At 37.3% G+C, this 21,655-nt stretch carries 23 protein-coding genes; 9 read left to right on the top strand and 14 right to left on the bottom strand.

The features are described from left to right. Positions 1-57 precede the first annotated feature (57 nt). On the top strand, positions 58-1,026 hold the full coding sequence (gene trxB, locus KCTC52924_RS00540; protein WP_251808796.1) for a thioredoxin-disulfide reductase: 969 nt from the start codon (positions 58-60) through the stop codon (positions 1,024-1,026). 222 nt (positions 1,027-1,248) lie between these two features. Here trxB and KCTC52924_RS00535 read toward each other — a convergent pair whose 3' ends face one another. The 7 genes from KCTC52924_RS00535 to KCTC52924_RS00505 all read right to left on the bottom strand — a co-directional run bounded on the left by KCTC52924_RS00535 (position 1,249) and on the right by KCTC52924_RS00505 (position 7,604). Continuing rightward, the gene (locus KCTC52924_RS00535; protein ID WP_251808708.1) at positions 1,249-1,695 is read right to left on the bottom strand and encodes a hypothetical protein; all 447 of its coding nucleotides are present in this window, start codon (positions 1,693-1,695) and stop codon (positions 1,249-1,251) included. Between the two features lie 116 nt (positions 1,696-1,811). Further along, positions 1,812-2,876, bottom strand: a complete 1,065-nt coding sequence (locus KCTC52924_RS00530; RefSeq protein WP_251808709.1) for an aminotransferase class I/II-fold pyridoxal phosphate-dependent enzyme — start codon at positions 2,874-2,876, stop codon at positions 1,812-1,814. Beyond that, on the bottom strand, positions 2,876-3,886 hold the full coding sequence (locus KCTC52924_RS00525) for a dipeptide epimerase (protein ID WP_251808710.1): 1,011 nt from the start codon (positions 3,884-3,886) through the stop codon (positions 2,876-2,878). The genes KCTC52924_RS00530 and KCTC52924_RS00525 overlap by 1 nt, the downstream gene beginning before the upstream one ends. A gap of 119 nt (positions 3,887-4,005) precedes the next feature. Beyond that, positions 4,006-4,731: a head GIN domain-containing protein gene (locus tag KCTC52924_RS00520; RefSeq protein WP_251808711.1), complete on the bottom strand. Its 726-nt coding sequence runs from the start codon at positions 4,729-4,731 to the stop codon at positions 4,006-4,008. Positions 4,732-4,880: 149 nt separating this feature from the next. Further along, a complete protein-coding gene (locus KCTC52924_RS00515) occupies positions 4,881-6,638 on the bottom strand; it encodes a PspC domain-containing protein (RefSeq protein WP_251808712.1) in 1,758 nt (585 codons plus the stop codon). Between the two features lie 2 nt (positions 6,639-6,640). Further along, a complete protein-coding gene (locus KCTC52924_RS00510; protein ID WP_251808713.1) occupies positions 6,641-6,976 on the bottom strand; it encodes a PadR family transcriptional regulator in 336 nt (111 codons plus the stop codon). Positions 6,977-7,130: 154 nt separating this feature from the next. After that, positions 7,131-7,604 (bottom strand): DUF4870 domain-containing protein, encoded by a 474-nt coding sequence (locus tag KCTC52924_RS00505; protein ID WP_251808714.1) that lies wholly within the window; start codon positions 7,602-7,604, stop codon positions 7,131-7,133. A gap of 135 nt (positions 7,605-7,739) precedes the next feature. Between KCTC52924_RS00505 and KCTC52924_RS00500 the strand changes: the two genes are divergently transcribed. The 6 genes from KCTC52924_RS00500 to KCTC52924_RS00475 all read left to right on the top strand — a co-directional run bounded on the left by KCTC52924_RS00500 (position 7,740) and on the right by KCTC52924_RS00475 (position 12,140). Next, positions 7,740-8,195, top strand: coding sequence for a DUF4442 domain-containing protein (locus KCTC52924_RS00500; RefSeq protein ID WP_251808715.1), 456 nt, complete (start codon positions 7,740-7,742; stop codon positions 8,193-8,195). Between the two features lie 305 nt (positions 8,196-8,500). Further along, positions 8,501-9,298 carry a TIGR00266 family protein gene (locus tag KCTC52924_RS00495; protein WP_251808716.1) on the top strand — a complete coding sequence of 266 codons (798 nt, stop codon included), beginning with the start codon at positions 8,501-8,503 and terminating at the stop codon, positions 9,296-9,298. A gap of 117 nt (positions 9,299-9,415) precedes the next feature. Then, entirely contained in the window at positions 9,416-10,069 is a 654-nt protein-coding gene (locus tag KCTC52924_RS00490) for a DUF2461 domain-containing protein (protein WP_251808717.1), read from the top strand. A gap of 120 nt (positions 10,070-10,189) precedes the next feature. Then, positions 10,190-10,777, top strand: a complete 588-nt coding sequence (nudK, locus tag KCTC52924_RS00485) for a GDP-mannose pyrophosphatase NudK (protein ID WP_251808718.1) — start codon at positions 10,190-10,192, stop codon at positions 10,775-10,777. 18 nt (positions 10,778-10,795) lie between these two features. After that, positions 10,796-11,305: a peptide-methionine (S)-S-oxide reductase gene (locus KCTC52924_RS00480; protein WP_251808719.1), complete on the top strand. Its 510-nt coding sequence runs from the start codon at positions 10,796-10,798 to the stop codon at positions 11,303-11,305. Between the two features lie 637 nt (positions 11,306-11,942). Then, complete coding sequence (locus KCTC52924_RS00475) at positions 11,943-12,140, top strand: hypothetical protein (protein WP_251808720.1); 198 nt, start codon at positions 11,943-11,945, stop codon at positions 12,138-12,140. A gap of 334 nt (positions 12,141-12,474) precedes the next feature. On the opposite strand, the gene KCTC52924_RS00470 is transcribed toward KCTC52924_RS00475, so the two are convergent. The 7 genes from KCTC52924_RS00470 to KCTC52924_RS00440 all read right to left on the bottom strand — a co-directional run bounded on the left by KCTC52924_RS00470 (position 12,475) and on the right by KCTC52924_RS00440 (position 18,637). Then, positions 12,475-13,419: a LysR substrate-binding domain-containing protein gene (locus KCTC52924_RS00470; protein WP_251808721.1), complete on the bottom strand. Its 945-nt coding sequence runs from the start codon at positions 13,417-13,419 to the stop codon at positions 12,475-12,477. Positions 13,420-13,599: 180 nt separating this feature from the next. Beyond that, positions 13,600-14,529, bottom strand: a complete 930-nt coding sequence (locus KCTC52924_RS00465; protein ID WP_251808722.1) for a metallophosphoesterase — start codon at positions 14,527-14,529, stop codon at positions 13,600-13,602. Between the two features lie 58 nt (positions 14,530-14,587). After that, positions 14,588-15,010, bottom strand: a complete 423-nt coding sequence (locus tag KCTC52924_RS00460) for a DoxX family protein (RefSeq protein WP_251808723.1) — start codon at positions 15,008-15,010, stop codon at positions 14,588-14,590. Positions 15,011-15,227: 217 nt separating this feature from the next. Further along, positions 15,228-15,995 carry a hypothetical protein gene (locus KCTC52924_RS00455; protein WP_251808724.1) on the bottom strand — a complete coding sequence of 256 codons (768 nt, stop codon included), beginning with the start codon at positions 15,993-15,995 and terminating at the stop codon, positions 15,228-15,230. A 349-nt stretch (positions 15,996-16,344) separates the two neighbouring features. After that, positions 16,345-17,262 carry an ester cyclase gene (locus KCTC52924_RS00450; protein WP_251808725.1) on the bottom strand — a complete coding sequence of 306 codons (918 nt, stop codon included), beginning with the start codon at positions 17,260-17,262 and terminating at the stop codon, positions 16,345-16,347. A 9-nt stretch (positions 17,263-17,271) separates the two neighbouring features. Further along, positions 17,272-18,039 (bottom strand): hypothetical protein, encoded by a 768-nt coding sequence (locus KCTC52924_RS00445; protein ID WP_251808726.1) that lies wholly within the window; start codon positions 18,037-18,039, stop codon positions 17,272-17,274. Between the two features lie 58 nt (positions 18,040-18,097). After that, positions 18,098-18,637 carry an ester cyclase gene (locus KCTC52924_RS00440; protein ID WP_251808727.1) on the bottom strand — a complete coding sequence of 180 codons (540 nt, stop codon included), beginning with the start codon at positions 18,635-18,637 and terminating at the stop codon, positions 18,098-18,100. A gap of 182 nt (positions 18,638-18,819) precedes the next feature. On the opposite strand from KCTC52924_RS00440, the gene KCTC52924_RS00435 reads away from it, so the two are divergent. Together KCTC52924_RS00435 and KCTC52924_RS00430 are read left to right on the top strand one after the other, a co-directional pair. Beyond that, positions 18,820-20,775 (top strand): histidine kinase dimerization/phosphoacceptor domain -containing protein, encoded by a 1,956-nt coding sequence (locus KCTC52924_RS00435; protein ID WP_251808728.1) that lies wholly within the window; start codon positions 18,820-18,822, stop codon positions 20,773-20,775. Positions 20,776-20,777: 2 nt separating this feature from the next. Continuing rightward, positions 20,778-21,515 carry a response regulator gene (locus KCTC52924_RS00430; protein ID WP_251808729.1) on the top strand — a complete coding sequence of 246 codons (738 nt, stop codon included), beginning with the start codon at positions 20,778-20,780 and terminating at the stop codon, positions 21,513-21,515. The last annotated feature ends 140 nt before the right edge of the window (positions 21,516-21,655 follow it).

Raw genomic sequence — 21,655 nt, 5'->3', positions numbered from 1 at the left:
GTGGTTTTTGGTTAAAATCCTACTTTTGTTTTATAATAAGTAATGAAGATTTTGATTATGGCAGAAAAAGTAGAGCGATTAAAGACGTTGATTATAGGATCAGGACCTGCTGGCTATACAGCGGCAATATATGCGGCAAGAGCCGATTTAAAACCCGTGGTTTATACAGGAATGGAGCCTGGAGGACAATTGACAACTACTACCGAGGTTGATAATTTCCCCGGCTACCCAGATGGGGTAGATGGCCCAACCATGATGATCGACTTGCAAAAACAGGCTGAGAGATTTGGGACCGATGTCCGAATAGGAATGGCTACCGCGGTTGATTTTAGTGATGAGATTGGTGGGATACACAAAGTGACCATTGATGATGACAAGGTTATTGAAGCGGAAACCGTAATTATTTCCACTGGAGCAACTGCTAAATATTTAGGAATCCCTAGCGAACAAAAGCTTCGCGGAGGCGGTGTTTCTGCATGTGCCGTATGTGACGGTTTCTTTTATAAAGGACAGGAAGTTGCCATTGTTGGAGCAGGAGATACCGCTGCGGAAGAGGCTTCTTACTTGGCTAATATTTGTAGCAAAGTTACTATGTTAATAAGAAAGGATCATATGCGCGCCTCCAAAGCGATGCAGCATAGGGTAAATAGCTTAGATAATATAGAGATTCGTTACAATACGGAAGTAGATACAGTACTGGGAGACCAGGTAGTGGAAGGCTTGCGTATGGTGAACAACCTTACTGGTGAAAAAGAGGATATTGCCATTACCGGTTTATTTATAGCTATTGGGCATAAACCTAATACGGATATTTTTAAGGGACAATTGGAAATGGACGATACCGGTTATTTAATAACCAAAGGGAAATCTACTAAAACTAGTAAACCTGGTGTTTTTGCTAGTGGAGATGTTCAGGACAAGGAATATAGACAGGCAGTAACTGCTGCGGGAACAGGTTGTATGGCAGCACTGGACGCAGAACGTTACTTGGCGACTATTGAATCGCCTGAAGAAGTTTCTTCATAATTGAAGGTATATTTAATGCTTTAAGAACGAATTTAAATTCTTTTCGCGAATTATTTTCAGTGGAATTTCACAAGGCTCCTAATTACAATTAAATAAAGGCCCGATAGCAATAACGCAATCGGGCCTTCTATTTTTATGGGTTTTTTTTGAAGTTTTTTTGACTATTCTCAGAGATAGTGGGTTTCAATAATTTTTTAATCAAAAATCTATTGAAGAAGTAAATCAGTCTATGCGTTTATAATTCTCCGAGTTAATTCGATTGCCCTCTTCATCAATAAAAATTTGGCTGTAAGTGTTCCCATCAAAGACTAGTTCCATTGTCCATTCCATATTCTTATTCGCAATTTTGCGCATAGAGGAAGACATATATTCCAGTCGTTCTGTAAGCGTACTATCCGTAGCAGTATAGGAACCATAGCCGAACCATTCAATGGAATCTGTAGGGACATACCTTGTCCACATTACTTTTCCATTGTAGTACATTTTAATTTGCCGATAACCATCCGTTGCAGGTAAGGATTTTACACCCCCTGCGCCGTCGTAATTGTTAAATCCGATTAGTTCCCAAGTACCTTCGAGGGTGTTATTGCTTTGTAGTTTTGGAGATGTAAGTTCAGTACCTGCTACTAAAATTAACATCAAGAAAACCAATCCAAGTAATTTTTTCATAATGGTGCTGGTTTAGGGTGATGCATTAAATAAATTTATCACTAAAAAGTTACAAAATAAAAAGGACTTAGTCAATTAAAACGTTAATAAAATATAAGATTATTAAATTTAGGATGTTATTGTTGTTGATGTGAATTTAGGAGTTCTGTTATAGAAAATATGTCCTCTTTAGTATGCTGGGCACTGATGACAATCCTACTCATTAGGGCAGCGTCCTCATCCGGGTATTTAAAACTGGTCACCAATATTTTATGTTGTTCTAGGTAATTGGTGAGGTTTGCATCGGCAAAACTGAAGGCGGGATGTCCTTCCATCCACTTAAATCTTTCTAAATTTTTAATGTTGGCGATAAAGAGGGCTATATTATGTTTTAAGACGGCCCTTTTTATTGAATATATTTCTTTCCCGTCCATCAAGGACGCCATTGCTGCGGGGGCCGCCGGACTTGCTCCACCAAAAAATGCAGTATCCGTTAATTGTGTAATACGTTTTTTGGAGCCAAAAATAGCACCTGCCTGGATCCCAAAACCTTTCCCCAAGGAACAACAGACTAGTAGCTCCTTTGGTTTTAATTGTTGTAGGCTCTTAAATATCCCATTACCATTGTCGCCAATAACTCCTATTCCGTGGGAATCGTCTACCACCAAAATGATTTCTTTAAGCGGTAACTTTTTTAAGCCTTTAAAATCTGGATAGTTATACCCAGAAAAATCTATAGCATCCAAGAACACTACCGGAGTTTTGTTTTTATTTGTTTCCAGATGATCCCTAATGGCGATGTCCAAGGCGGTAAAGGATATATACGGTTTTAAACGGGTTCCGTGCTGCATTACATATAATGCGGAATGGGTATTGGGGGCATAAAATAATTTGTGCTCCTCACAATCCATGGTTTGCCTTACCAGCTGTCCCGCCAGATACCCGGACGAAACCGTAGCGCTGCTTTCACTACCTACCCAGTGGGTCAGTAGGTTTTCTACTTCTTCATAAACAGAGAGTTTAAGGTTGGCTTTTCTTGAGGCACCGTAGTTGGTCCCGTATTTCAGGATGTTGTTGATATAGACCTGCTGAAAGGCCTTGTCAGTCTGTAATCCTAAATAGGAAGTTCCGCCAAAATACAGGTATTTATCACCCTTTAATTCTATTTCCCTACTGGGGAAATGATCTATATAATAACTCATTAATGCAATGTTATTCCGCTTCCACCTAAGCTAGGGAAGATTACCTTTCCGTTTTTGGAGATGATCACTCCATCAGCAATATCCTCTTTTAAAAGCATGGCCCCGTCCATATCCACGAAATCCAATTGTGGAATAAGCTGGGCAATGGCTGATATACCTACAGTAGATTCGGTCATACAGCCTACCATGACCTTTAACCCCATAGCTTTGGCATTAGATATCATACGTCTAGCGGGGGTTAATCCGCCGCATTTGGTCAATTTTATGTTGACACCGTGAAAATGAGTATTGCATTTTTCTACATCGGCCTCCACTATACAACTTTCATCTGCAATGGTGGGCAATACACTGTGCTGTATTACTTTTTTCATGCCCTCCCAATCTTCGGCTTTCAGGGGCTGCTCAATAAATTCCACTCCCAATTCCTTTAATTGTGGGGCGTAAGCAATAGTTTCATCTGCGGTCCAGGCACAATTGGCATCTACCCTAAAAATAGCATCGGTATGTTTGCGTAATTCGCGCACTATTTCAACATCGTTTTGGGTGCCCAGTTTTATTTTGTAGATGGGCCAAGGGGTCTCTTGCATCTTGGCCACCATTTTTTCAATGGTCCCCAAACCAATGGTGTAGTTGGTAATGGGATAAGTGCTATTGTCAGTGTCCCAAATTTGGTATAAGGGTTTTTTTAAGAGTTTGCCATAGAGATCGTTGGCGGCCAAATCTAAAGCGCAAACGGCAAAATTGCTTAAATTTTTAGTGACTAAAAAAGCGTGGAAAGCTTCTGGATTCTTTAGGTTGAACTGCTCTATCTCCAATCTAATATTCTCAATCTCGGACCTCATGGTTTCAAAAGTAACCTTGTAGTACGGATTAGCAGTAGCTTCCCCGTAGCCGATTTTTCCATCTAACTCTAAGCTTATGATCATAGAGTCTTGAAAATCGCGGGATTCCCTAGAAATACTAAAGGTGTGTTTTAAAGGGAGTATATACTTTCTGATGTTTAATTTCATAGCATGATTTTAAAAACGAATATAAAGAAAGAAGATGTATATAATGTGAGAACCCATTGAAATTTCAATGGGTTCTCACCGTTTGGGTAGGCTGTTAATTTATTACTTACCGTGGGCTATTATAATTGCCTAACGCTTCCAGAACTCGATCTTTTTCCTTCTACCTTCGCATTTCCAGTATATTGAATATCTGCCCCACTACTAGCATCTGCAGACAGGGATTCGGTAACATTAACGGTAATACGAGCGCCACTACTGGCGTTGGCCCGACAAACAGCAGTAGTTAAATCGGAAGCCTTTATGGCTGAACCGCTGCTGGCATTACTATAAAAGGTAGTTGCCTGACCAGCTATTTTTAAATCTGCCCCACTACTGGTATTTGCACTTACTTTATCCGCGTTAAGATCGTCTATTTGTAATTCAGAACCACTACTGGCATTTAATTGAATAGTTTCTGCCCGAACAGCGCTTTTTGCAATTAGGTCTGCCCCACTTGAAGTTTTTAAAACGGTGATCTCAGGCAAGGTGACATAAATCTTTTTGGTCGCCCTACCAATGTTTTTAATGGTATGGATTTGTAAAACTCCATTTTTTAACTCGGTCGCGATTAAATCAATAACGTTTTCATCGGCTTCTACTAGAATTTCATAATCTGTACCTTGAGTAATATACACGTCTAGGCCTTCGGAAGCCGATACGCCGGAAAAGTCCCCGCTAACTGTACGCTGATCCTCCTCTATATTTCCGTTTCCTTTTTTACCGTTACCAAAATTAATATCGAAACCGCAGGAAGAAAATAGAAGGGCAAGGATTAAGGCAATCGTTATTCTTGCTAATGTTGTCATGATGGTTGTTGTTGTGAGCCAATACCACTTATCTTTAAAAGAAAAGGACTTGGATCTGATTAACTGAATATGTTAATTGTTCTACTACTTAAAATTATAATTTTTTATTTGAATTGGGTTCCATGTGGTTACCGAATTGTAGCGAACTACTACTGAACTGTATCAGCTGTAACGTTACGTTCCTTGTTTTCATTGGTATTGATCTGGACCCCCTGCTTTCCTATCTTCATTTTAAAGGAATCTTCGCCATCTTTTATAGAGATATCCACGCCATCCTCATTAATTATTATTTTTCCTTTACCACTATCCTTCTTTGAACTGGACTCGGACTCAGGGCAATCCTGACATAGCAACTCCCCATTTTTACTCATGGTCCATAGGTAGTTCGTTATTTCGCATCCGTCCATATCCTGGTTATTATTGGTTCGCAACATCCAACATCGCTTAGGAAAATTTTCAAATTGCACTTTTGTTCCCATAGGTATCGCTAGGTTGATTCTTACCTCTTGATCTCTGTATTTGTTCTCTTTGGCAGTCGTCAGAAAATCATCCAATAGTAATGTGTTATCCTTTATAATGTATGAATAATTGACCTTGTCGGCTGTTTCCGTTGCATTTTTAAAGGAGCTGCCATTAGCACTTTTTCGAATCTCTATATGTGCAAGGGAATCTTTGGACTTTTTTATATAAAGTCGAAGATCATCAAAAACCAATACCTCTTCGCCATTTTCAGTGTAATCCAGAATAATACCATTAATACCTATGTTATTTCCGTTTTCTTCCCAGTTCGAAGATTTTAAATTAATCTTTATCAGCTGGTCGGGTTTCTGAAAGGACAATACCTTCTCTACAGTTACATTACCAGAATAGGCATGGGCAGCAGCCTGGCGTATTCCAAAAACGGATAGTAAGATAATAGAGATCAACCAGAGGCCCAACAAACTAAATTTGGCGATATTTCCGATAGATTTAAGGTTGTTGACTAAAATTTTCAACCCTAGGTATAATAAAAAGAAAAATGGGATGGCAATGGCAAAGAAGGCAAGTAGGGAAGCTAACCAGACGGGCGTATTGGTAGAATTTACTAGGTAATAATATTCTATCCCTGGGATATGGATGATGTCTAGGATACCTACGGTAAAAAGTCCTATAAAAAGGGAGACGATTCCTGCAGCTCCGGTTATGATTAAGATAATCCCAATGAATTTCCCAATGACCTTAAAAACAAACATGATGATATCTGCAATGGTATTAAAAAAACTCTTACTTCCGCTTTTTACACGGTTGCCTACTTTTTCATAATCCACATTTTTAACTTTTTCGGCTACGTCGTCAAACCCTTCCTTTACTTTTTTTTCAATGTTACTGATATTGACAGTTTCCCCTCTCATATCCAGTTTTTGGGCGGTGGTAACGGCTTCAGGGATCAGGATCCACAACAGTGCATATATAAAGATAAAACCACCCCAACTAAATATGGTCAACAAGATCCATAGCAAACGAACCCAGAGTGCATCGATACCAAAATAATGGCCCAGACCGGAGGAAACACCTCCAATATATTTGTTGTCTATATCCCGGAATAATTTTTTCACCTTACTGGCTTTTTGGGCACTTTTGGGTTGGTCCTCAAAAATATCCTCGTCCACCATATAGTCTTCGGGCTGTCCCATGATACCTATTACCTCGTCTACTTCCTTTTGGGTAATTACCTGCCGCTCATTTTCCATTTTTTCATGGAATAATTCGGCGATCCTAGCCTCTATATCCGCTATAATTTCATCACTACCACTGGTATTGGCGAAGGAGCGTTTTATGGCCTCTAAATAACGTTGTAATTTAGAATAGGCTTCTTCATCTATATGAAAGAATAAATTGGCCAGATTTATATTTATTGTCTTGTTCATTTTTAGCTAATTTTTGATTTGGTTACGAGGTTTGTCGCATTTCTTAATTCTTCCCAGGTAGTATCTAGTTCTTTAAGAAATAGTTTTCCTGTTTCTGTTAGCGTATAATATTTTCTTGGGGGACCAGAGGTGGATTCTTCCCAGCGATAATTGAGAAGTCCCGCATTTTTTAGTCTTGTTAGTAAGGGGTAAATAGTACCCTCTACCACTAGCATTTTAGCGTCTTTTAAGGTGTCTAGGATTTCAGAGGTGTATTTGTCCTTTCCATCCAAGATAGAAAGAATACAGTATTCCAAAACGCCCTTCCGCATTTGTGCTTTTGTGTTTTCAACATTCATAATTTCATGATTATAATAATTTAACTGTTCGTTTTTTCCGCTGTTTGGTTTCAGCTTGGCGCCTGTTGGGCCATAACCCCCGAAAATTTCGGGGGGATTGATTTGATTGATGAATAAACTCTGGTGTTAGTGTGATGAGCACTTTTTTCTGTATTTATTTTATAAAATTGATGGTAATTGGATATTTAAAATTTATCCCTTCACTAGTTCGTATTGTCCCCAATATGGTATAGACAATGTTTACTATAAAAAGTCCCACTAGGGCAAACCCAGCAATTCCTAAGGGCCAAAGAAATTTAAATTGATCTACACTGAAATTAAAGTTTAGGCCGTTAAACTCGTTTATATGGTTTAAGTTAAATAGGCCATGGTGAAAAATGTTTGGCAAAAAGCCAAGGAAAAATGGCACCGTTAATATTCCAATGACAAATGAGTACAGCAACAAGCTAATTTGAAAGTTCAGTACCTGTTTGCCGTTCTGGTCTATAAACTGGTGGTCATTCCTATACGCTGTCCAAAGGATTAATGGCACAATAAAATTACCAAAGGGTATAACGTATTTAGAGAAAGTAGCAGCATGGATAATTGCCGATAAATTTTTTTGGTGTTTGCTAAGGGTCTTGGTCATGGCATAATAGTTTCTTATGCAAATATATATCTAAAAGAAGGTACTATGCAAAGCCAAGTACTATGATTTAACTTTAAATTAACATTTAATAGTTCGCCAATTTTATATACTTTAGCTCAAAATAAATACATGACCATGGCATCTAAGACTCGTAAAGTTAATGCATTCTGCTTTTTTAAACTACCCGCCGCATGGTGGACTGGAGTGCGTTTAAGGTATATTGATGAAGAAAAGGCAGTAGTTAGCGTTAGGCATAGATGGGTTAACCAAAACCCCTTTAAATCTATTTTTTGGGCCGTTCAAGGAATGGCAGCGGAATTGGCAACCGGAGCAATGGTCATGGAACAAATTAGAAAAAGTGAGCGGAAAATCTCTATGTTGGTAGCCAACAACAACGCTAATTTCTCCAAGAAGGCGATAGGAAAGATCACCTTTACCTGTACGGATGGTAAGCTAATTAAAGAGGCTATAAAAAACACCTTGGCCACAGGGGAAGGACAAACTGTTTGGATGAAATCTGTAGGAGTTAATGAGGAGGGAATTGTGGTGTCTACCTTTAATTTTGAATGGACCATCAAGGTAAAAAGTTGATTTTATAATGTAAAAATGGGTTAATTTACCAATGAATTAATGTAAAAATAATTTATTTTGGCTACTGGCTACTGGCTACTGGCTACTGGCTACTGGCTACTGGCTACTGGCTACTGGCTACTGTTCACTCCTTTTTATCTTTTTTCTTAAATCACCATGTAACAAATCGCCCTTTTTTGCTACCTATATCCAAAATTATTGGATTTTAATTACGTGATATCATATATTGAAGAATAGAGCACATTAAATATTAATTTGTAGTAGCGTATCACTCATTAACAACACAACCTTAAAACCTAAACAAAATGAATGCACACGAAATAGACTATCAGATTCACGGAGAAGAAATGCAATATGTGGAAATTGAGCTAGATCCCCAAGAAGCAGTAGTAGCCGAAGCGGGCAGTTTTATGATGATGGATTCCGATATTAAAATGGATACTATTTTTGGTGATGGTTCCAATCAGGATACCGGAGTTTTGGGAAAACTGTTCTCTGCTGGAAAACGGTTGCTAACTGGAGAAAGCTTGTTTATGACCGTTTTTCTTAATATAGGACAGGGTAAGAAACAGGTGAGTTTTGCTTCTCCCTATCCAGGGAAAATAATTCCGATTGACTTAACAGAATTTCGCGGAAAATTTATTTGCCAGAAAGATGCCTTTTTATGTGCTGCAAAAGGGGTCTCAGTTGGAATCGAATTTTCTAAGAAATTGGGACGAGGGCTTTTTGGGGGAGAGGGTTTTATTATGCAAAAACTGGAAGGCGATGGTTTGGCTTTTGTCCATGCAGGTGGTACAACGGCGAAAAAAAACCTTTCAGTAGGAGAAATCTTAAAAGTGGACACCGGATGTATAATTGGGTTTACCCAAGATGTGGATTACGATATTGAATTTGTGGGAGGTATTAAAAACACCGTTTTTGGAGGAGAAGGGCTTTTCTATGCCACTCTTAGGGGGCCTGGCACCGTTTATATTCAGTCGTTACCTTTTAGTCGACTTGCAGGACGGGTATTGGCATCGATTCCTAGAGGAGGGAAAGATAAAGGAGAAGGTAGTGTTTTAGGGGGCTTTGGAGATCTTTTAGGTGGTGATAATCGTTTTTAGTCGAGCTACGTTGAATAAGATGAAGTTTTTTCTAAAAAGGCCAATTAGAACATGTTCATCTCATTGGGGTAATAGTATCCATAATCAATTAAAAATTTAGTAAGCTTTATTATAATTATGAATTTTAATAACCTCTTCCAATTTCTAACAGAACTCAATCAGAACAATTCGAAGGAATGGATGGATAAAAATCGAAAATGGTACCAAGAGGTCAGGGACCAATACATCCAATGGTTGAATGAAATGGACCAAGCTTTAGCAAGCCTAGACAATGACTATTATCCAACTCCTGGTAAGAAAGGAATAAATCGAATTAATAACAATTTAATGTTCCATCCCAACAAACCTATTTATAAGGATCATTTTGGTGCTGGTTTGGACAAGGCTCCCAACTCAGGGGATTTTTATATAGAGATTGGTTTAGGGCAGTCCATGCTTGCTGGTGGAATCTGGAGACCAGACGCCAAAACATTACGCAGTATAAGGGATGCTATAGATTATGATGGAGAGGAATTACAAAGAATTTTGAACAAAACCAGCTTTAAAAAAGCTTTTGGGGATCTGGTAGTGGACCACCGACTTATAAAAGCTCCGAAAGGATTTTCCAATGAGCATCCCCATATAGATCTTCTAAGAAACAAGACTTTTGCCGTAACGCATCCCCTTAGTCAAGATGACATTTTTGAGCTCAACTTTAAGGAAAAAGTGATTTCAGTATATAGGGAAATGCTTCCTTTTAGAAGGTATTTAAACAAGGCTGTAACGGTTTAAAAAGGTATTCATTAATAGTATCATATATTTTATAGCTAGTGTTCGGTTTAAGCTGAAATTCCGTATAAGATTATGTAATAATTTTAGCTTAACTTAACAGCTGATCATTAATAATAAGAGTTGAAAAACAAGAATGTAAGAAATATTACAAGGGAAATTCTTTCCGATAATTGGTATACGCTGAACAAAATCACCTTTGAATACAAAAAGGAGGACGGTACTTGGGAAAAACAGTCGAGAGAAGCCTACAACAGGGGTAATGGTGCCGCAATACTATTGTACAACAGAAGCCAGGGAACCGTTATCCTTACCAAACAATTTAGAATGCCAACGTATATAAATGGCAATGAAGATGGAATGATGATCGAAGTTTGTGCAGGACTATTGGATGGTGATGCTCCGGAAACATGTATAAAGAAAGAGGCGGAGGAAGAAACCGGTTATAAATTAGATAAGGTAGAGAAGGTCTTTGAATCTTATATGTCCCCAGGATCCGTTACGGAAATCCTTCATTTTTTTATAGGCTCTTATGAAGCGAAAATGAAAGTAGGAGAAGGGGGAGGAGCCAACGATGAGACCGAAAATATAGAGGTGATGGAGATGACTTTTGAAAAGGCTTTGGAAATGGTTGCCACTGGTACTATTAAAGATGCCAAAACCATATTATTGCTTCAATACGCCAAAATAAATGCGTTATTTTCCTCTTGATACTACGACCAATATTTTATGGTAAATACGGATAAAATTGCTTTTGGTGGAGGATGTCATTGGTGTACGGAAGCGGTGTTCCTGGCTTTAAAAGGAGTTACAAGTGTAGCTCAGGGTTTTGTGGCATCTGAAGGAGAGGCCATTTCCTTTTCAGAAGCAGTGGTGGTGCATTATAACAAGCAGCTAATAGATTTGACGGATTTAATTTTAATTCATTTACATACCCATAATTCCACTTCGGGCCATAGCATGCGCAATAAATATAGGTCCGCTGTGTATACATTTACTGTGTTGGACTCCGAAAGAGCGAAAAGCGCCCTACATCGTTTTCAGTCGAATTTTGAAGGAAAATTGATCACCCAAATCCTGCCATTTGTAACCTTCAAGAGTTCGGATCCCATGTTTCATAACTATTACTTTAATGATAGGGGAAAGCCATTCTGCCAAAATTATATTGTGCCAAAATTAAAAATCTTATTAGAGAAATTTAACAAGCACGTAGATGCAACTAAGCTAATTGATCAATAAGGTTCTCGGAAATTTAAAATAATAATTTACATGAACTTCCTTGTTTCGGTGGCACTTTTTGGTAAAGATATTGTTCATATCACTTAAGACTAGGGTTTTACGAATAGGTAATTAAATATCCCCTTAGGAAATATTATTGTCCAATGTGCCCAGTTTTCTTTAGCACTTCGGTTTGGAATTTAATGGGAGTCTGCTCCGATTAGTGTTATACTGGTGTTTACAATATTTCCATTTGGTAGTCTTAAAGAGTGTTGTTGAAAAGTGTAATAGTAGTACAATCCTTAACGAACCTTAAAACGATGGAATCTTTAGCATTCGCCTATAATACTGTAGGGCTGATACTGCATTCCATACATAGAGTGTTGTTTTAAATGGAAAAACTAAGGGATAATAGGTTATTGTTCAATTTGTTGATATACAATGTTTTAAATCTAATGGTGACCAGTGCTGGTAACAACAAAACTCGGAAACTTAGGTGCCAATTTTAAAAACAAGAATATGAGACTAAAATCGTAGTTAAAAATAGGATTTAGCTTACTTTAACATCAAATTATCTATTATTTAACGATTGGAAAGTAATAATATATGGCTTAATTGGTTATATTAGTTGTAACAACCTAAATAAATATTTTGAAATATGGCAAGAGCTATGTTAGAGTATACCAAAACCGTTCTGCAAAAGGTTAGTTTTGACGCAAAGTTATTTTGTAAGGAATTAAAAAAAGCAGTGACAAGATTACTACCATGTGAAATAGAAGAATTAAAACTCTGGTTACAACGTTATATTTTTGACAAACCAGAATTAAGTCAAAGTCTAATTTATTTAAAGTCATGATCTAAAGCCCCCTATAAAAGAGGGCTTTTTTTTAGACAATTTAATTTTAATTCAGACTAAAGATTTCTGATGGTTATGTCATGAGATTTTTATTTTCCGATGCTTGCATCGGGGTAGGAAAAGGACATCTTATATGTAACGCCTTTCTGAGCCAGTTTTAGCGCGCATAATTCTATTAAATATACTATTCGTGACTATCGGCCATCGTTTAAAGTGAAATTCTAAATTTTAAAGATGGATTTTTTGATGTGATTTTGACCCCTCTTATCCACCTATTTTTGGATAGTAAATTATTATCAATACCTGCACCAGTTAAATGCTACTTGATTATTTTTTAGAACTTTTTGTTTAATGGACTGATAATCTTTACATCTTGAAATGCTATAGCACCACGCACTACACTTGATATTACATCGTATAGGGCGTTAGTAATTTGAATCTTGAGTTCGCTTTTGTGATAAATTAGGCTTACCTCTCTTGCGGGAGAGGGACTTTGAAAACTTTTTAGATTTTCTTTCTTTCTTTCGTCTAATTCTAAGGTATTCAAAAACGGAAGGAGTGTCATCCCCAAACCTTCATTAGATAAGTTTATGAGTGTCTCAAAACTACCGCTCTGTAATTGAAAATGTTCGTCCTTAAAATTTTTGGAGGCATTGCATAAATTTAATATGTTATCCCTAAAACAGTGACCGTCCCGCAACAACAATACATCATTAATATCCAAATCCTCAGGAATTAATTGGGTAGCCGTTCCCAGTCTGTGGCCTGGAGGTATGTAACCTACGAAGGGTTCGTAATATAAAGGCCGTTCCTTGATATATTCTATTTCCAAAGGAGTAGCCGCTATGGCAGCATCTAAATGTCCGTCTTGTAAATTGCGGATCAAGTTTTCCGTACTTTTCTCCTTTATAATTAAATTTACCTTGGGATACTTGGTAATAAAAGTCTTTAAAAACATAGGTAGGAGGGTAGGCATGACCGTGGGGATAATCCCAAGCGTAAATTCCCCTCCAATAAACCCTTTTTCTTGGTCTACTATATCCTTTATCCGATTGGCTTCATTGACAATATTTTTGGCTTGTGCCACAATTTTTGATCCCACCTCAGTTATGGCGATCGGTTTTTTACCTCTATCGAAAATTAAAATATCCAATTCATCCTCTAACTTTTGAACCTGCATACTTAAAGTTGGCTGGGTCACAAAACATTTTTCTGCTGCAAGCGTAAAATTTTGGTGCTCGGCAACGGCAAGAACATATTGCAATTGTGTAATTGTCATACAGTATTATTTAAACGTATAAAATTATGAAAACTATCTATAACACCTATTATGTTTAAACGTATAATGTGGTCTGTATGGAAGAAATTAATCAATAGGGATAACTGCTTTGACTGGATATTGGATTTTAATAGGAAATACTATATTCGACTAAATTATAGGTGGTTTTCATGGCGTTTATTATTCCAAAAACCTCCTGTCAAATAAAAATGGATTCTCCAAACGGGTATCCACCGTAATTTTAACGGCCTTGGATCCACCGTCAATCTGAAGTCGGCTAATATTTTTTTCTGGCCAGGGCTTGTTTTGAATCCAAAGGTGACCGTCGCCTTGCACAAAAAGCACAGGTTGATTAAAGCTTTTGGAGGCGGCCCTAAACGCATCTGTAAATACTCGAAATCTATCGGGTTCCGTTTCAACAATGTTGGCATGACCGAAAATTACGGCCGCAGAAACCTTATCTTTTTGTTCCTTCATTTGCTTTTTTATCCAATTCCCATTATCGGTCAATCTAGTTTGCCACTCTGTGGAGTCATGAACTGAGCTTCCAACCAGATTAATGCCAAGAAAAAGGACCTTTTCCATAACCCAGCTAAAATTTTCATTTCGTTCCTTCTGATATGATATAATGGGTTCAAAAGTCCAGTTTTCATTAAAATGTAAGAAACACTTATTCCAATATTCCATTCCCTGCGCTGGATCATCACAATCATTGTACTCATTATCACCCAAAACTATAAATGTAGGAGCCTTAAAAATTCTTAGAATACTATCCACATCCTTATAAATAAATTCTTCACAAGGAACGGCACCAGGTTTTATGTCTCCAACATGTACTACAAAATCCGAGGGATTTCTTATATTATGTGTGTGGATTAATTTCAACAACCCTGTTCGTTGGTCCTCGGAATAGGGCACGTCGCCTATTACCGTAAAAGCTACTGTTGTGGGTTCCGGGATTGGGTTGTCATCTGTGTGATTGGGGTTGCTTTTCTTACGCTCACAACCGTTCAACAGCAATAGGGCAGACAAAGGAATGAATAGTATCTTGAGGATAATACGTTCAATACTAGATAGAAAATTACTTTTGGGTCTTAGATTATTATCCACTCAAATATGTTAATGTTTTATTATGAGATACCTTAGATTACTATACGAGACGAACGTTTTATTTCTGCATTTTTAGATAATAGTCCGCAGAATGTTTGCCTGAACCATAGATTAAAAAGAAAACCAAAAGAATTAAAACGATAGTGGCCAGAATTAGGTTGCTGACATTCATTTCACCTAGGAAATTGACTAATATGGCCCCGATGATGATAGGCATTTGTGCTATAACTACCCACCTAGTCAATAATCCGATCACTAACAAAAAACCACCTAAAAAATGTGCGGGTGCCACGTAGTGCATTATAATCATCCCTCCTGGCATGCTTTGAAAAGGTTGGATCATTTCTGCCATAAGTTGGTGGTTCGACATAAAATCTATCCCTTTTATAAAGAGAAAAATTCCCAGGGCAATGCGTACCAAATCCAAGGGGTAATAAGAGTGTGCATTGGCCCATTTGTTTAAGGATTTAACTGTAGCCATGATTTTTGTATTTATTGTTAATTTACCTTTAAGGTACTCATATTTAATAATATATAAAAAGGTAAATTATTATTTTTTAGTCCTATTCCTGCGCATTCCTTGAGAATAATTTAGAATTAAAGCTTATTGTTTCGGGAAAATGATAAACCCAGGAAAAATTCCTGGGCTTATCGGCTAAGGTCCGTAAAGAAGTAAATGATAGCTAATTCAAATAGGATTATTGACGGGCCATGGCCTTAATTTCACCTTTTAATCCGCTTAGGTCCTCGCGGTATATCCAAATTTCAGAAGAATATTTCCCTAGTGTTATATCTTCCCAGTCTTCAAGGAATTTCTCAAAGCTCCCCGCGCCATGTACCTCATTGTATTTTTCAGAAAATTTGCCATCTATCCCCATCCAAGCCGATTTCTCAAAAAATGAAACATAAGCCAAATCCTTGCCATCAGTCATACTTGGGAGCTCGTTAGTGTACATGCCAAAAGTTTCCTCTGGAAATTTCTCTACCATGGTCTTATGTATTTTTTTTAGGATTTCGAGCATCTCATTGTCTTTAAATCTTTTTATGTCGTATACATCTATTAATAAATTTTTAAGGGTAACATCCTTTGGGAAATTGGATAGGTCTGGGTGGAATTTCCAATAGGTTTGTTCACCTTGTGGTAAAACAAAGGGCAAAACGTTCTTCTTCCAATCCGTATCGTGTTCCTTTTGGGCAGGTCTTTTATCCATTTCCCCCCATGGTAAAGGCCCCATTACCCACATATAACTACCGGTATTTTTTCCGTTGGCGATCCAATATACCCTAGCGCCATAAAGACCCTCCCCATGGTAGGTCTTGTTATGCGCAGCCAATCCCGATTCAAATTCTGTAATTTTTGCTGGATCTGGTGTGAGCATTCCATTTTCTAAAACAGCATAACCTTCATTATTTTGTGAGATTGCCATAACTGGAATCAGTAACAGCATTATAATTGCTTTTTTCATCGTCTTTTTTTTTAGATAATAACCTATTTATTATTGCTAGTACCATTGACTTTTGGCTCGTATTTTTGAAATTTCATGGCTCTAGAATGCCTTTCCATCTTTATCATTCTTACCTTTTTATAAAAAAAACCTAACAGGAAGCTACCCTAAGTTTCCCCCAAAATTAATAGGACAGATTACACTGTTAGGTTTGGTATTCATAGGTGCCTATTTAATGTCTTTTAACGTTTTTATTTCGACTGCGCCTGCCTCCGGCTGGTAAACTCCAGTACAGGTATGTAGACTTGCCTGACGGCAGTCAGGTTTACATTATTTATCATAAATTTTCGGTTATGCTCATTTCATGCTGTTAATTAGGGACTGGCATAGAATATCCAAGCTGTTGATAAACCACTAGATTGTCATAAAACGCATCCTCTTGCTCCCCTTTTCCTTCCTTGTCAAAACTCCAGATACTAAAGCCATGGGTTTCAATCTTTTTATTGGTAGGAGGGTTTCCCATAAATTCTCCTTTGTTGGTGCCTGTACAAGTCCAATTTAGGAAGGCCTTGTTTCCATCGATGACCATTTTGTTGATTTTCACTTTAAAGTCCGGAAATGCGGCGTGATATAATTCTATGAAATCCTCGTACTCCGATGTTTTTTTTGCAATAGTAGTACCGTTGTCCGTTCTGAGGATATTGCGACTCAGACTTGAATTCATTAATTCCTTATCCTTGGTATTCCAGACATTGACTATATTTTCAATAGTGGTTTTAATGACTTTTTCATCGGCAGACATTTCCTTGTTAGCCTCAATTTCTTGAAGGGCTAGAAGTACTGGTGAACCATCCCAGATACCAACCTCCCTAACAATTTTGCCATCTTTAAATTGATAGGTTAAATGTATGGGAATGGTTACTTCTTGGTTATCTTCCTTTAAGATTCCTTTCCAGTCCAACCAGCAATTAACCCAGGTTTCCCCATCATCTGTAACGACCATTTCAAATTCCTGATCCTTATCCAAAAAACCACGTGAAACATAATTGGCGTCATTAGCCTGGTGGTATGCCATTGTTTCGGAGGCCGACAAGGATTTTTCCACAGAATTGTAGCGGGTCTTTGAGGTGTCTGCATATATACTGGTATCGTAAGTCTTATTATTGTAATTCGTGACTAATGATTTTACAGTTTCAATTTCCGATGACTGTTGGCTGTAGCGCTTTTCTTGTTTTTCGCAGGAACTACTAAGGATTAGAGCTAAACTAATAAAAATAAACTTTTTCATGACCTTGAATTATTTTTCTGGTGCATATGCCAGTTCTGGATGCATGCCACCAGACTCAGTTTCATATTTATTGACGTATTCAAATAATTCCTGAAATAATTTTTTGCCTTCTTCACCTAGCAAGGCTTCATTTTCTTTGGATTTTTTCGCATAATCCTCTGCATCTATCGCAGAGACCACCGCTAGGTAATAATCGCCCATAGTGCCAAATCCGTTGTGGTAAATACGATAGTATTCCTTGGATCCTTTTTTTGCGTATAGGGCCTTTAGCTCTTTAAGCTTGCCCTTAAGGTTCTGAATGTTGTTCGGAGTTACGTTCAAAAAATGCCATTTACGAAAGTTTTGACCCTCAGTTGTGATACTGATTCCTTCTGGCATATAAGTAAGTTCGTTGTTGAGGTAAATAATGTAGTCCCCATGTTTGTCATAACATTGGTTAAAGCGTTTAAACATGTCCTTAAATGCTTCATCTCCCATTTTTTCTGCTAAGGGAGCCATGACATTCTTATCCAGTTCAGCCATATTTTCTATGGGTGATATATTGAAATAACGACCAGTTGAAGTAGAGGCCACTTGCCAACTTAAATCTTGAATATTGTGTTTTTTACAGGCTTCCATAAAATCTTTGGAAACCGTTTCATATTCTTGGATCATTGATGGTTTTACCTGATCCTCGTGAATGTAAAAGGCTTGGTTCTTTTCTGCCTGAGCGTGTAATAAAATAGATCCTTGTACTAAAAGGAATGCGATAATCAATACTTTTCTTAGTGTTCTCATGGTATTAATATGTTGGTTTATAATAATTAATTTACTAGGGAAATATTTATTTAAAGGGCTATTTTAAATTAGGAGGGGATAGGGAATAACCCAATTGTTGCAAAAAATCCAATTCATTAAAAAAAATATCCTCTTGGTACAGTTCGCCTTCCTTATTAAAATAGAGTTGTGAGAATCCAGTTATATGTACCTTTTTACCAGTGGCTGTAACTTCTGCGAAAAGCCCTGTATTGGTGCCCGAAAACTCCCATTGGATAAAGGCCCGATTGCCACATATTTCTGTATACGTTTTGTCAATGGTATAATTTGGGAAGCCTATGGCATATAGATTCATTTTGGCGTTTAGTTCAATTTTGTTGGTTGCAACGGGTATTCCGTTCATATTCCGTGTATAGTTTTTTGTAATTTTCCCATTTAATAGAGTATCGTTTATGGTATTTAAATAATTGTCCACGAAGGTTTGAACCCCGGTTTGCTCTTTAACTCCCATAGTCCATTTGTTATCCTTATGGAGGTCTATGTCTAAGGATTTTGTCTCGTTTTTACATGAAATAAAAAGGAGGAACATAATAGTAATTGGTATTGTTTGCCATTCCATTCTGGATCTTTAAACCTTGTTATACCACTAATTAATTGGATGCAAAGCTCTTAAACAATCAAATTTGGACGAAAAGACGCTATTGATGTCCGAATGGATGATATTATTTATCGAAGAGTTAAGAAAAAAAAAACGTATATTTAAAATCCCGACTTCTTAAGACCTAATAATAAGGTACTGAAATGGGAAGACCAGTCTATATTACTATTTTTTCATATCTAATGTTCAGCATAGCCTTGTCTGGACAGTTACCGGAATTTAATAAAAATGAACCCTACAAAAGAATTTTTGTAGAAACTGATAATTTTGGAGAATCCTATTTGTCCATTTTAGGGGATACCTATAAAAAGGTGACAAATAATGATACTTTACAATTTTCAATTCTGAACGACCTCTCCTATTATTGGCATACCCGGAATTTGAAAAAAGCCTTGCAGTATACCCAAGAGGGGCTGCAGCTGACTTCGCTTAAGGAAAATACCCTTTGGAACGGCCGATTTCAGATTACTCAGGGGGCTATTTTACTGCGAATGGAGAAATTGGATAGCGCACAGATCGTATTGGAAGATGCCAAAACCAAGGTGCTGAATCGTGATTTGGCATTTTTAAACACTCAATTAGGATATGTTTTTGAGCGTAGGGGGCAGCTAGACAGAGCAGCGGATTATGCGTTGGAATCCTTGAGGTTGGGCAATTTAAACAAGGATAAAAAGGCCATTGCTCTTGCCTATAGTGATCTTAGTAATATTTTTTGGAAGCAGTCTAAATTTGAAAAAGGACTGGAATATGGACTAAAAGCTACTAAAATCTTTGAGGAACGTGGCATCAACGACCTGGATTATGATTTTACGCTCTATGTAGTAGGTAATAATTATATGAATTTAAACGAGTATGAGAATGCACTTAAATATTATGACCACGCCAAATCTATAGGGGAACGATACGGGTTCTATAATAATTTAAGCGATATTTATATCTCTCTAGTAGAATTGTATTGCTACCAAAATAACTACGAGGCCGCAGAAAAGGCAGGAAAAAGAGCAATCAAATATGCCAACTTGCTGGAAAATACCTTTCTGTTGATGAGAGCTCACCTTTCCGTAGGGAAATTACAAAATTTGCAGGGCAAATATAGTAGCGCAATTGTAAGCCTTCAAAAGTCCATTGAAGTGGCTACCGAAAACTTTGGGGACGACTACTATTTAAGTCAGGCTTATGAAACCTTAGGCAAGGCCTTGGCAGGGAATCACAATTATATGGAGGCCTATAAGGCATTTTCAGAATACGATAAACTAAAGAAGAAAGTCTTTACTGCGGAATCGGATCAGCGTATCGCATTGTTGCAAACGGAATTTGATGTGGCGCAGAAGGAAAATACCATCCTTTTACAGCAGACCAAAATAAAGAAACAATATACCAAGCAAATTCTTACCTCCATAATTATAGGGTTGTTGTTGTTTTTATTGGTGCTGGGGTTCGTTGCTATTAAAAATAATCGAAGAAAGAATGTACTGCTACAGTATCAAAATGAGGAGAAGGAATTTCTGATCAAAGAAATACACCATAGAGTAAAGAATAATTTGGAAGTGGTATCTAGTTTATTGTCACTTCAAACAGCCCAGATCAACGATATAAAGATCAAGGACACCATGTGTCAGATACAAAATAGGATTCAGAGCATGAGTATGATACACCAAAACTTATATCATGGCAAAACCCTCACCTCCATAGAAATGAGGACCTATTTTATGAATCTTGGGAGTTATGTTTTGGATTCTTATGGTGCCAGCAATAGGATTTCCATGGTTTATAAAATGAAGGAAATTGAATTAAACGTAGATATTGCCACTCCAATTGGTTTAATAGTGAATGAGTTGATCACCAATTCCTTAAAATATGCCTTTCCCGATAATTCTGAAGGGACAATTACTATTGAACTTGTGGAAACCGAATCCCTATTGGAACTCAAGGTAACTGACAATGGGGTGGGATTCACAGAGGAAAGTGAAGTTATAGGCACAGGGTTCGGTACCAAGTTGGTGAAGTTACTGACACAGCAATTGGATGGTAAGATGGTTTTGAAAAATAGTGATGGAATCTCTATTTCCTTCGAGTTTCAACACCATAAAGCAGCATAGATATGGATCAAAAAACACGAATTTTAATTGTAGAGGACGATATGATTATTGCAGCGAATATTTCGTTGCAACTATCCAATTTAGGATACGAAGTTACCGGATTGGTAACCAGAGGTGAAGAGGCTATTTTACATGCGAAAGCTAACAAGCCCGATATTATTTTATTGGATATTAACTTGAAGGGAGATCTTGATGGGATAACGGCCGCGTCTAAAATACAGGAGACTCATAATATTCCCATTATTTACCTAACGGCGAATTCTGATGAACCCACTTTTGCGAGAGCCAAGGCCACACATCCGTATGCATTTATTTCCAAACCCTTTAGTAATCTTGATCTGCAACGTACTATAGCTTTGGTAGCACAACAAATAATGAATACTAATAATGATACTATAGGTGACGAACAACAACACATACAGGTAATGGACGACCGAATTTTTGTACGACATAATGGAAAAATGATGAAATTGTTACTAGATGATATTTCCTATATAGAAGCTGATAGAAATTACAGCAATTTAATAACCTCAAATGGCAGTTACCTCATCAGTACCACTTTAAAAGTTTTGGAAAACGAACTTAAAAATCACAAGTTTATAAGGGTGCACCGGTCCTATATGGTAAATATATCCAAGTTGGATGTTGTTGGTGAACATCATTTGGAAATAAAAAGGAAGGTTATCCCTCTAAGTAAAACCTTTAAAGAACACCTCTTGAAACACCTACATACTATTTAATTACTTTGGTAATTTTTAGTATATCTACGGACAAAAAAAGCTTTCCTTCGTCCTTTTTACTTGTATAATTTGGGATTTATTAATTAATATGTTTTGAAATTTAATATGAACTATGATTTTAAGGTAGCTTCATAATTCCA

This window comes from Arenibacter antarcticus, from assembly GCF_041320605.1.
In the GTDB taxonomy this organism is placed as follows: Bacteria; Bacteroidota; Bacteroidia; order Flavobacteriales; family Flavobacteriaceae; genus Arenibacter; species Arenibacter antarcticus.
This window is presented reverse-complemented; position numbering and strand designations above follow the sequence as displayed.